General features: G+C 74.1%; 9 protein-coding genes and 1 pseudogene. 4 read left to right on the top strand and 6 right to left on the bottom strand.

Going from position 1 to position 11,344, the window contains the following annotated elements:
* Positions 1–61: 61 nt before the first annotated feature.
* Complete coding sequence (locus ACNAW0_RS24440) at positions 62–742, bottom strand: response regulator (RefSeq protein ID WP_416290325.1); 681 nt, start codon at positions 740–742, stop codon at positions 62–64.
* A gap of 2 nt (positions 743–744) precedes the next feature.
* Entirely contained in the window at positions 745–2,109 is a 1,365-nt protein-coding gene (locus ACNAW0_RS24435; protein ID WP_416290324.1) for a PspC domain-containing protein, read from the bottom strand.
* A gap of 80 nt (positions 2,110–2,189) precedes the next feature.
* On the opposite strand from ACNAW0_RS24435, the gene ACNAW0_RS24430 reads away from it, so the two are divergent.
* From ACNAW0_RS24430 to ACNAW0_RS24420, 3 genes are all read left to right on the top strand, one after another.
* Positions 2,190–3,944, top strand: a complete 1,755-nt coding sequence (locus ACNAW0_RS24430; protein WP_416290323.1) for a PspC domain-containing protein — start codon at positions 2,190–2,192, stop codon at positions 3,942–3,944.
* Positions 3,941–4,279: a hypothetical protein gene (locus ACNAW0_RS24425; RefSeq protein WP_416290322.1), complete on the top strand. Its 339-nt coding sequence runs from the start codon at positions 3,941–3,943 to the stop codon at positions 4,277–4,279. The genes ACNAW0_RS24430 and ACNAW0_RS24425 overlap by 4 nt, the downstream gene beginning before the upstream one ends.
* 187 nt (positions 4,280–4,466) lie before the next feature.
* Positions 4,467–5,714 carry a phosphatidylserine decarboxylase gene (locus ACNAW0_RS24420; RefSeq protein ID WP_416290321.1) on the top strand — a complete coding sequence of 416 codons (1,248 nt, stop codon included), beginning with the start codon at positions 4,467–4,469 and terminating at the stop codon, positions 5,712–5,714.
* Between the two features lie 57 nt (positions 5,715–5,771).
* Here the strand turns inward: ACNAW0_RS24420 and ACNAW0_RS24415 are convergent, their stop codons facing one another.
* The 3 genes from ACNAW0_RS24415 to ACNAW0_RS24405 form a co-directional block, all read right to left on the bottom strand.
* Positions 5,772–6,683 (bottom strand): CDP-alcohol phosphatidyltransferase family protein, encoded by a 912-nt coding sequence (locus ACNAW0_RS24415; RefSeq protein ID WP_416290320.1) that lies wholly within the window; start codon positions 6,681–6,683, stop codon positions 5,772–5,774.
* Between the two features lie 345 nt (positions 6,684–7,028).
* Complete coding sequence (locus ACNAW0_RS24410; protein WP_416290326.1) at positions 7,029–7,940, bottom strand: NUDIX hydrolase; 912 nt, start codon at positions 7,938–7,940, stop codon at positions 7,029–7,031.
* A gap of 107 nt (positions 7,941–8,047) precedes the next feature.
* Positions 8,048–8,995: an NUDIX hydrolase gene (locus ACNAW0_RS24405; protein WP_416290319.1), complete on the bottom strand. Its 948-nt coding sequence runs from the start codon at positions 8,993–8,995 to the stop codon at positions 8,048–8,050.
* A 144-nt stretch (positions 8,996–9,139) separates the two neighbouring features.
* Between ACNAW0_RS24405 and ACNAW0_RS24400 the strand changes: the two are divergent.
* Positions 9,140–9,487, top strand: a pseudogene (locus ACNAW0_RS24400) (PspC domain-containing protein); the annotation flags it as partial.
* 247 nt (positions 9,488–9,734) lie between these two features.
* Here ACNAW0_RS24400 and guaA read toward each other — a convergent pair.
* Entirely contained in the window at positions 9,735–11,288 is a 1,554-nt protein-coding gene (gene guaA, locus ACNAW0_RS24395; protein WP_416290318.1) for a glutamine-hydrolyzing GMP synthase, read from the bottom strand.
* Positions 11,289–11,344: the final 56 nt, after the last annotated feature.

Raw genomic sequence — 11,344 nt, 5'->3', positions numbered from 1 at the left:
AAGAGCCCCCGCGGAATGCGCAGGCCGGCGAAGATCCGGGAGAGACGCCCTAAGTCGGCGGTCAGACCAGCCGGCGGTCGGCCGCCCAGCGGGACAACTCATAGCGGTTGGACATCTGGAGCTTGCGCAGCACGTTGGAGACATGCGTCTCGACCGTCTTGATCGAGATGAACAGCTCCTTGGCGATCTCCTTGTAGGCGTACCCCCGGGCCAGCAGCCGGAGCACCTCGCGCTCGCGGTTGGTGAGCTGATCCAGCTCCGGGTCGGCGACGGGGGCGTCCGGCCGGGCCGCGAACGCGTCCAGCACGAACCCGGCCAGCCGGGGGCTGAACACCGCGTCCCCGTCGGCCACCCGGCGGATGGCGTCGGTCAACTCGTCCGGGGAGATGGTCTTGGTGACGTAGCCCCGGGCGCCGGCCCGGATCAGCCCGATCACGTCCTCGGCCGCGTCGGAGACGCTCAACGCCAGAAACCGGACCTGCGGGTGGGTACGCCGCATCGCCTCCAGCACCGCCCGACCACCGCCGTCCGGCATGTGCACGTCGAGCAGCACCACGTCGGGCTGGGTCGCCGTGATCCGGCTGACCGCCTCGGCCACCGTGCTGGCCTCGCCCACCACCTCGACGTGCCCGCCGAGCTCGGCGCGTACGCCCGCCCGGAACATGGCGTGGTCGTCGACGAGGAACACCCGCAGTCGCCCGTCCCGGGGCGCCGCCGCCTCGACCGGTCCCTGCTCGGCCATGGTCATCTGTCCCTTTCCGCGTTGGAGCCGGAGCCGCTGATCGGCAGGATCAGCCGGACCTCGGCCCCCTCCCCCGGTCCGGACCGGATCTCGGCCCGACCGCCGTGCCGCTTCATCCGCCCGATGATCGAGCCCCGGACGCCGTGCCGGTGATCCTCCACGGTAGCCGGGTCGAAGCCCTTGCCCCGGTCCCGTACGAAGACGCTGACCTGATGCGGCTCCACCTCGGCGTACAGCGACACCGTCTGCACCCCGGCATGCCGCGCCGCGTTGACCAACGCCTCCCGGGCGGCGGCGACCAGCGCGCCCACCCGCTCGTCGGTCTCCCGGTCGCCGACCACCACGGCCTCGACGGTGATGGCGAAGGTGTCCTCCACCTCGGCGGCGGCCTGCTCCAGGGCCGCCGCGAACCGTTCCGTCGGCGAGGAAACCGGCTTGTAGAGCCAGCTCCGCAGCGACCGCTCCTGGCCGCGGGCCAGCCGCTGCACGGTCTTGACGTCGCTGGCGTTGCGCTGGATCAGGGCGAGGGTGTGCAGGACCTGGTCGTGCACCATTGCCGCCAGTTCGGCGCGCTCCTGCTCCCGGATGCGTCCCTCGCGCTCCGAGCGCAGCTGGTTCCAGGTACGCCAGAGCACCGGCCCCGTCACCACGCCGACGCCGGCCAGCCCGACCAGGGCGAAGATCACGCCGTTGAGCACGGCGTCGAAGTTCTGCGACGGCGAGTAGACCGCGGCCACGCCGATTATGCCGACGGCGACGAGCACCCCGCCGCCGACGAAACGCAGCACGAACGCGCGCCGGTCGCTCTCCTCCACCACCGCGCCCAGCCAGGGCACCGCCATCGACCCGCTCCACTGCTGGCGGCGCTCGGGCGCGGACTGGTGCCAGATCACGCCGGCGCCGACCGCGATGATCGCGACCAGCCAGCCGGCGGTGCCGGCGGCGCCGACCGAGTGGAATGCCATCATCTGGACCAGCAGGACGCCCAGCCCGATCGCCACGAAGGGCAGCAGCTGGGCGAGATCGCGGCGGGGCGGGACGGCGGTGTCACCCGGGCGGGGCGGAACAACCGCCCAGAAGGCGGCGTACAGCAGCAGTCCGAGACCGTTCAGCCCGAGCAGCACCATGAAGGCGATCCGGACGCGGAGCACCGAGATACCGAGGTGCTCGGCGATGCCGGCGGCCACCCCCGCGGCCAACCGGTGCTCGGTGGCCCGGTAGAGCCGCGGCGGGTGCGTGGTCACGGTGGTGCTGATGGGAGACTCCCCTGGTCGGGCGGACGGTGCTGGCGGCGACCGGCCTGCGCCGGGGCCGCCTCGATGGTCACACGGGCGGACCGCTCGCGACCATGGGGACGCCCCCGACATTCGAGGTCCCGGGATCTCAGGGTGGCGTCAGGGTCGGGTCCTGAGGACGTTGGGGCGGAGCGCGCAGCAGGATCGAAGGCATGACCGAGGAAGCTGCCCGTCCACCCCAGCCCGGGGCGGTGCCACCGGACGGGCCACCACCACCCCCGCCCGGCGCGGTGCCACCGGAAGGGCCGCCGCCACCCCCGCCGGCCGGGCCCGCCGGGCCGCCGCCGGGCCCGCCGAACGCTCCGCCGCCCTCCGGGTACGCCCCACCGCCCGGCGCCGCCGGCTTCACCTCCCGGTACGGCCTGGTCCGGCCACGGGACGGCCGCTACCTGGCCGGTGTCTGTGCCGCCATCGGCCGGGCCACCAACACCGACCCGGTACTGTGGCGGGTGATCCTCGCCGTGCTGGGCTTCTTCGGCGGCATCGGCATCCTGCTCTACCTCACCGCCTGGCTGATCATCCCGGGCGAGGGGGACACCGCCTCCCCGCTGGAGTCGATGCTCGGCCGGGGCCGGTCGAGCATGTCCCCGGTCACCGTGATCGTGCTCAGCATCGTGGTCGCGATCGGCTTCGGCTACATCGTCACAGACGCGCTCCGGGCGGTCCTGCTCGGCGCGGTGATCCTCATCGGCGGCGCGCTGCTGCTCAACCGCCAGCCGCGCAACGCGGCGGAGCGGCGCGATGCCGGGGCGGCCGGCCCGTCGCCGGGTCCCACGCCGCCGCCGGCCTGGCCGGCACCCGGCAGCGGCCCGGTGTGGGGCCCGGCCGGGCCGGCGAGCGCCCCGGCAGGCTGGGGTGGGCCGCAAGCCGGCGCCGCCACCCAGCCGGCCTGGCCGGCGACCGGTACCGCCGCTGAGCCCGCCTGGTCCGAGGCCGGGCCGGCCATGCCGCCGGCGCAGCGTGCCGGCGCGGGCGCGCCCGCCGAGCCGACGGCCACGGACGCCGCCACCGGGCAGCAGCCGGCCTGGCCGGCCACCGGCTACCCCGCGGAGCCCACCGCTGTCCCGGATGCCCGGGCCGCCGAGGCGTGGCAGGGGAACGCGGCGCCGACCTGGCCGGGTACGCCGACCACTGGGGGCGGCCCGCTCGGGCCGCCGGTCTCGGTACCGCCGCCGTCGCCGGTGGGCGCGCCGCCGCCCGGCGGTTACCGGCCACCCTTCGCGCCGCACGGCCCGTACGCCGGGCCGTACCCGCCGGCGCCACCGACTCCCGCACCGCTGATGCGGGCGCCGAAGCGGCCGAAGGAGCGGTCCGCACTCGGCGCGATCACCTTCTCGCTGATCTTCCTGGCGCTGGGTGTGGTGGCCATGCTCGACCTGCTCGACGTCTTCCCGGTCGGGGCGGCCGGGTACTTCGCCGCGGCGCTGGCCACGATCGGGCTCGGGCTGCTGGTGGGTACCTGGTTCGGCCGGGCCCGCTGGCTGATCGCGCTCGGCCTGGTCACCGCGGCGGCGCTCGGCATCGCCACCGTGGCCGAGTCCTACGACCGGGTGGGTGGGGGCAAGGTCATCTGGACACCGCCCAGCTATCAGGACCTGGCCGTCCGCTACAAGAACAGCTTCGGCGACGCGGTGCTCGACCTGCGCGCGGTGGACTTCGACCAGAAGGACACGCAGATCACCGCGGAGGTCGACTTCGGCAAGCTGACGGTGGTCGTGCCGCCGAAGGTCGACGTCACCACAGTGGCCGACGTGAACGCCGGGAACGCCACCGTCTTCGGCCGGCGTGACAGCCGGCTCAACGGCCCGAAATGGGAGACCACCGACCTCGGACCGGACGGCCCGGGCGGGGGCACCCTGCGACTGCTCATCCACGTCAACGCCGGAGACCTGGAGGTGACCCGGTGAAGGCCCACCGCGCCGATGTCGTGTCGTTCGCCTTCGGGCTGGTCTTCCTGGCCCTATCCGTCTGGTGGCTGCTCGGCCGGATCCTCGGGCTCACCCTGCCCCCGGTGGGCTGGTTCCTGGCCGGCGCGCTCATCCTGGTCGGACTGCTGAGCCTGGTCGGCGCGCTGCGGTCCGCGCGGCACCCCGACGCGATGGCCGACGTCCCCGTCGCGGACCGCACCGCCACGCCGCCGGCCGACCGTCCGGAGTGGCCGGCCGGCCAGAGCGCGGCCGGCGACATGCGTACCGACGGGGACGGTGACGAGCCCGGCCGCGACGAACGGTCGGCGGGCTGACCGCGACGGTGCGGGGCGCTGGCGGCGGCGCATATGCTGGCTGGCGGAGAGCTCGCCTCCGCCGGCCGGCGTGCCCGGCCGCGGCCGGCGCTCCCGGTCGCCGGGCACCGTCCGCGGCCCCGGCCGGCCAGGTCGCCGTGGCGGTCCCGCCGCGTCCCATCTCTACCCCGTCAGGAGCCCGTCCGACATGACCCAGTCCCCCGCCGTACGCAGCCCCGGCCCGTCCGGCCCGGTCCGCGTCGGGGAGCGCGCCGCCCGTACCCTCGTCGCCGAACTCGCCCGGCGTAACGACCCGAAGGCCGGCCTGCTGGTCGGCGCGGCACCGGAGTCCGCGGTGCTGGCCGCCGCGATCGACGCGCTGCTCCCCGGCGACCGGCTCACCGTCGTGCCGGCGGAGGGCTGCTCCGCGGCCGCGCTGCGCGAGCACGTGACGGCCCAGGGCCGCTGGGTCGCCGACCGGGTACGCGTCGTCAACACCCTCGCCGAGGCGGACGCCGCCGAGTTGGTCATCGCCGCCGAGCCGTTCAGCGGCACCGTCGACGAGACCCGGTCGGCCGTCGACGGGCTGGTGAAGTACCTCACCGAGGGCGCCGTGCTGAGCGTCGCCGCGCCGCTCTTCCGTACCGAGGGCGCCGGCGCCGAACTGGACCGGCAGGGCCTGCTGCACGGTGTCCGCACCGACCTGGTGCTGCGCAATTCTCCGCCGGTACGGGTGCACCACCTCCGCTTCACCCCGGCGCCCGTCGCGCTCGCCGCCCGGCTCTCGCCCGCGTACCGGCCGTCGAGCGTGCCGCTGACCCCGGGCATGCACATCGACTCCAACGGTGTGGCGGCGGCCGGGATCAGTCTCGGCCTGGCCGCGCTGGCCCGGGTGACCCGGCCGAAGTCGAAGCTCTGGCTGCTGCCGGCGCTGGCCGCCGCGCCGGTGGCCGCGTTCTTCCGGGACCCGGAGCGGGACGTCCCGGAGGACCCGGCGGCCGTGGTCGCCGCGGCGGACGGCCAGGTCCTCTCGGTGCAGCGGCTGCACGACGAGCGCTTCGGCGACGGCGAGTGGCTGCGGGTCGCGGTCTTCCTCTCCGTGCTGGACGTACACGTCAACCGCTCCCCGGTGGCCGGCAAGGTGGTCGACTACTTCGTCGCGGACGGCGGGTTCGTCAACGCGATGAAGCCGGACGCCGAGCACAACGTGGCGGCCTACACGGTGCTCGACACCGAGCATGGCACGGTGGTGGTCGCGCAGCGTACCGGCCTGATCGCCCGGCGGATCGTGCAGCGGGCGCCGGTCGGCGCGCTGCTGGCCCGGGGCGAGCGCTTCGGCCTGATCCGGTTCGGCTCGCGTACCGACGTCTACCTGCCGGCCGAGGCGGCCGAGCCGCTGGTCGGCCCCGGCGACAAGGTGGTCGGTGGCTCGACCGTGATCGCCCGCTGGATCTGACCCTGGGACGCGAAAAGGGGGCGCCGCGACGAGCGGCGCCCCCTTTCGACGGAAGGATCAGGCGGTGCGGCGCTGGTGCAGCCACAGCACCGGGCCGCTGGCCAGGTACCCCACCACCACGAGGGCGAAGGTGAGCCGGATGTCGACCAGCGCGCCGACCACCGGGGCCAGCCATAGCCACGGCGGCAGCTTCACCAGCCGGGCGAGCTTCGCGTACGGGAAGCTGGAGACCATGGCGAAGGCGAGCAGCGCCACCCCGCCGACCATCACCCGGCCGGAGACCGGCACACCGATCGCCACGGTCAGGGCCAGCACGGCCGCTGCCATGGTGGTCGGTACGCCGCTGAAGAACCGGCCGTCCTTCGGCGAGACGTTGAACCGGGCGAGCCGGATCGCGGCGCAGGCCGCGACCAGGCCGCAGGCGACGGCGGCGGCCGCCGGCCGGACCGAGCCGGCCAGCGAGGCGTAGACCACCACCGGGGCGGCGAGCCCGAACGAGCACATGTCGGCCAGCGAGTCCATCTGGGCGCCGAACGGGCTGGCCACGCCGAGCCTGCGGGCCAGCGCGCCGTCCAGGCCGTCGAACGCGACGCAGGCGATCAGGCAGAGCGCCGCAGTCTGGACATCGCCTCGCATGGCCAGGAAGATCGCCAGCAGGCCGAGCATCAGGCTGCTCAGGGTGCAGGCGTTGACCAGGGCGAACTTGGCCCGTCGGGCGACGGTGCGCTCACCGGGCAGGAGCGGGATCGACATCGCCGGCGCTTCGTCGGCCGCCGCCGCGGGGGCGAGTGCCGGGCTGACTGGCAGCACCGCCTCGACCTCGGGGTCGAGTCGACCGTAGCGACGGCGCTGGCGGTCGGTCCGGCGGTGATCGGGGGTGACCAGGTCGGTCGCGGCTGCGGCACCAGCGTGCCGGCGGCCCACCCGGACCAGCAGCACCTGACGGGCGAACGTGCTGCTGCGGCGCAATCCGCCCGCCCAGCGACGCCCTGCGGGGCGCGGACTGTCAGTCGTACGACGCCGGCGCCATGGGGCTCTCGGCACGCTTTCCTCCATCACCGGATCGCTGGCCGCCCCGAGGGCGGGCGCCCGGCTGTCTCGTGCCGGACCTCTCTGGTCCGGCAGCCCGTTTTGCGGAGTACACCATTGCACAGGGGACGGGGGCTTGGCGATAGCTGCCGACGGTACTTAAAACTGCCTTAATCGCGCGAACCGCTCAGTTGATCCGATCCCGGGCGTCATCGCCCGTTTCCATCGGCCAACCCCGCCTTCCGACTGTACCGGAGGCGTCCCACCTCGCCGAACGAGCGCCCGTCACCTGCCCCGGTGCCCGGTGGCCAGGGCCGCGACGTCGGTCATCGAGAGGCCGGCGACCTGCTCGGGCACGAACCAGGCGGCCCGCGCGGTGGAGCCGCCCGCGAGTTCGGTCACCACCGCCTCGGTCGGGGCGTCGACGCGTACCCGGTAGATCACCCGCACGCCGTGCCAGTCCAGCGGTCGTCCCTCCGGGCCGAGCGCGGCGGGATTGTGCAGGTTGTCCACGGCCAGCAGGTCGACCACCCGGCCGAGCTGGCCGGCCTCCTCCACCAGTTCGCGCAGCAGCCCGGCCGCCGGCTGCTCACCGTGGTCGGTGCCGCCGCCGGGCAGGTGCCACTTTCCGGCACCTGGATACCCGTCGGCGATCATCGTGAGCAGCACCCGCCCGGCCGGATCGGTGACCAGCCCGTACGCGGCGAAGCGCTGCCGGCGGTCGGCGGCGGGGGCGGCCGGGGCGGGCGGCCGGGCCCGGGGCAGGTCGGCCCGCAGGGGGACGACGGGAATCCCGAGCAGCTCGGCGGTGAACGGCATCAGCGGCAGGCCGGCCGAGTCGTCCGGCGTGAACCAGCCCAGCTCGTCGCTGCCGCCGGCCGGCTCGGGGCGGAGTTCGCCGCCGCGCGCCTCGACGTCGAAGACCAGCCGGTCGGTGTGCACCGCGACGCCCGCGTCCCGGAAGACGGCCACGTCGGCGACGGCGGCCCGGATCGCGGCCACCGCGACGGAGAGCCCGGTCTCCTCGGCGAACTCGCGTACCACGGCATGCTCCGGGTGCTCCGCGTGCTCGATGCCGCCGCCGGGCAGCTGCCACACCCCCGGGTACGGGCACCCGGCCGACCCGCGGGCCAACAGCACCCGCCCGCGGTCGTCCCGCAGCACTCCGTACGCCCCGATCCGCCGCCGCTCCTCCACCAGCCCCGCCTCCCGCTCGCTCACCCGTCGATCATGAACCTATTGCCCGCCAGCGTGACGTGTCGTGGCAATAACTTCATGATCATCCGCAACGGGCGGGGTGGGGGTTAGATGAGGTGGGCGGCTTGGACGGCTTCGGCGGTTACCTCCGTCAGGCGGTCGGTGGGGAGGGCGTCGAGTTCCTCCCGGCGGAACCAGCGGGCCTCGCAGGTGGAGCCACCCACGTCGGCCACCGTGGGCGGGGCCGGCTGGTCGACGATCACCCGGTAGAAGGCGCGTACGCCGTGCCAGTCGATCGGGTAGCCCTCCGGGCCGAGCGAGGCGGCGTCCCGGTGGCTGGCGACGCCGAGCAGCTCGACCAGGCGGCCGGTCTGCCCGGTCTCCTCCACCAGCTCGCGGATCAGCGCGGCGCCCGGTTGCTCGCCGTAGTCGGTGCCGCCGCCCGGCAGGTGCCAGCAACCCGCACCCGGGTACCCGTCGGAGATTCGGGTGAGCAGCACCCGTTCCTCCGGGTCGGTCACCACCGCGTACGCCGCGAAGCGCTGCGCCCGATGCAGCCCGTCGGGGCCGGGGGCCGCGTAGAACGAGGGGAACTCGGGAACCTCCTCCGGCACGATGTCGTCGGTGGCGGAGGGCAGGCCCAGGGCGCGCGCGGTGAACGACCGCAGCGGCAACTCCCGGGCCTCGTCGAGGGTGAACCAACGGGCCAGGTCGGTCGGCCGGCCCACCCGGTCGGTGAGCGTCCCACCGCGCACCGAGACCGTGTAGAGCAGGCGGTCGGTGTGGATGGTGATGCCGCGCTCGGGCAGCGCGCGCATGTCGGCGAGCACGTCGTGGAGGCCGGAGACGGCGACCGAGAGGCCGGTCTCGGCAGCGGTTTCCCGGACGACGGTGTGGTTGGGATCCTCACCGTGGTCGACCGCCCCGCCGGGCAGCGACCAGGTGCCGGGGGTGCCGGAGCGCCCTGATGCGCGGACCAGCAACACTCGGTCGTCTGAATCAGCACAAACTGCGTATGCCGCGATCCTGCGGAGCGGCTCCAGCAAGGTAGTCACGGGAGGAAATTCTCCCCCGGTGCGGTTACCTCCATCGAAAAGAGTCAGATTCCTGACTTTCGGCTGGCGCCTCAGGGATTGGTCAGGGTAGGAGTCCGGGCGGTCACCGAGGTTTTCAGTCGCCCGGCGCGCGACCGTTAGGGCATGACCTACCACAGCCCCCCTCAGCCCCCGTACAAGCAGCTCCGCCGGCCCGTCACCGACCGTATGGTCGCCGGTGTGGCCAGCGGAGTCGGGCGCTACTTCGCGGTCGATCCGACCCTGGTCCGGGTCGGCTTCGCCGTCGCCACCCTGCTCACCGGCGGGCTCGGCGCGCTGGCGTACCTGATCATGTGGTTCCTGATGCCCGAGGAGCCGGCCGGCGCACCCGCCTGGCCGCACCCGCCGGGCACCACCCCGGGCTGGCCGCCGGCCCCGCCGGCCGCACCGTACCCGACCGGGAACCCCACGTGGCCCGGCCCGACGCCCGCGCCGCAGCCCGGCCCGACGCCCGCGCCGCAGCCCGGCCCGACGCCTACTCCGCAGCCGGACGCGGCACCACAGCCTGGCCCGGCACCACAGGCCGGCCCGGCACCACAGGCCGGCCCCGCACCACAGGCCGAAACGGCGGCGCAGGCCGAAACGGCACCGCAGGCGGGCCCGGCGGCGCAGGGCGGAACGGCACCGCAGGCCGAAACGGCGGCGGAGTCGGCGCCTCAGCCGCCGATGCCGCCGATGCCGCCATCCGTGTGAGGCGGTGTCACTCCCACTCGATGGTGCCCGGCGGCTTGCTGGTCACGTCCAGGACCACCCGGTTCACCTCGGCGACCTCGTTGGTGATCCGGGTGGAGATCCGGGCGATCACCTCGTAGGGCAGCCGGGACCAGTCGGCGGTCATCGCGTCCTCGCTGGAGACCGGGCGCAGCACCACGGGATGCCCGTAGCTGCGTCCGTCGCCCTGCACGCCGACGCTGCGCACGTCGGCCAGGAGCACCACCGGGAACTGCCAGACATCCCGGTCCAAACCGGCGGCGGACAGCTCCTGCCGGGCGATCAGATCGGCCTTGCGGAGCACGGCGAGCCGCTCCTCGTCGACCGCGCCGATGATCCGGATGGCCAGGCCCGGGCCCGGGAACGGGTGCCGCCAGACCATCGCCTCGGGCAGCCCCAACTGCAGGCCGAGCGTGCGGACCTCGTCCTTGAAGAGCGTGCGCAGCGGCTCGACCAGGGCGAACTTCAGATCCTCGGGCAGGCCGCCGACGTTGTGGTGGCTCTTGATGTTGGCGGTGCCGGTGCCACCGCCGGACTCCACCACGTCTGGGTAGAGGGTGCCCTGCACCAGGAACTCGACGTCGCCGTGCGAGGCGATCTCCCGGGCGGCGGCCTCGAAGACACGGATGAACTCCCGACCGATGATCTTGCGCTTCTGCTCGGGGTCGGTCACCCCCGCGAGGGCGCCGAGGAACCGCTCCCGAGCGTCCACCACCTTGAGCTTGATGCCGGTGGCCGCGACGTAGTCCTTCTCCACCTGCTCGGCCTCGCCGGCGCGCAGCAGGCCGTGGTCGACGAAGACGCAGGTGAGCTGGTCGCCAACGGCCCGGTGCACCAGCGCCGCGGCGACCGCCGAGTCGACGCCGCCGCTCAGGCCGCAGATGACCTCCTTGTCGCCGACCTGCTCGCGGATCCGGGCCAACTGCTCGTCGATGATGTTCTCGGGCGTCCAGGTCGGCTCGATGCCGGCGATGTCGTAGAGAAAGCGGGTGAGCATCTCCTGCCCGTGCGCGGTGTGCCCGACCTCCGGGTGGAACTGCACGCCGGCCCGCCTGCCGGCGAGGTCCTCGAAGGCGGCGACCGGCGCGCCCGCCGACTCGGCGGTGACCGTGAAGCCGGCCGGCGCCTCGGTGACGCAGTCGCCGTGGCTCATCCAGACCGGCAGGTCGTCCGGGAGGTCGCGGAGCAGTACGCCGGCCTCCGGGCGGGTGTGCAGCGGGGTGCCGCCGTATTCCCGGTTGCCGGTCCGGGCCACCGTGCCGCCGAGCGCCTGGGTCATCGCCTGGAAGCCGTAGCAGATGCCGAAGACCGGGACACCGGCGTCGAACATGCCGGCGTCGAACGGCGGCGCGTCCGGCGCGTAGACGCTGGCCGGGCCGCCGGAGAGGATGATCGCGGCCGGGTTCTTCGCCAGCATCTCGGCGACCGGCATGGAATGCGGGACGATCTCCGAGTAGACCCTCGCCTCGCGTACGCGGCGCGCGATGAGCTGGGCGTACTGGGCTCCGAAGTCCACCACGAGGACGGGGCGAGGCGTGCTCATGTGCAGAAAGCCTACCGACAGTCACCGCCGGACCGAGCACGCCCCGACTGCGAGGT

It is taken from the genome of Micromonospora sp. SL1-18 (assembly GCF_047921505.1).
Classification (GTDB): domain Bacteria; phylum Actinomycetota; class Actinomycetes; order Mycobacteriales; family Micromonosporaceae; genus Micromonospora.
The sequence above is the reverse complement of the archived record's forward strand: the minus strand, read 5'-3'. Positions and strand labels throughout refer to the sequence as shown.

What these genes read in the sequence shown, in the direction of transcription:
- ACNAW0_RS24440 (WP_416290325.1), bottom strand. Translation starts at nt 742, where the DNA reads ATGGCCGAGCAGGGACCGGTCGAGGCGGCGGCGCCCCGGGACGGGCGA.
- ACNAW0_RS24420 (WP_416290321.1), top strand. Translation starts at nt 4,467, where the DNA reads ATGACCCAGTCCCCCGCCGTACGCAGCCCCGGCCCGTCCGGCCCGGTC.
- guaA (WP_416290318.1), bottom strand. Translation starts at nt 11,288, where the DNA reads ATGAGCACGCCTCGCCCCGTCCTCGTGGTGGACTTCGGAGCCCAGTAC.
- ACNAW0_RS24430 (WP_416290323.1), top strand. Translation starts at nt 2,190, where the DNA reads ATGACCGAGGAAGCTGCCCGTCCACCCCAGCCCGGGGCGGTGCCACCG.
- ACNAW0_RS24435 (WP_416290324.1), bottom strand. Translation starts at nt 2,109, where the DNA reads ATGTCGGGGGCGTCCCCATGGTCGCGAGCGGTCCGCCCGTGTGACCAT.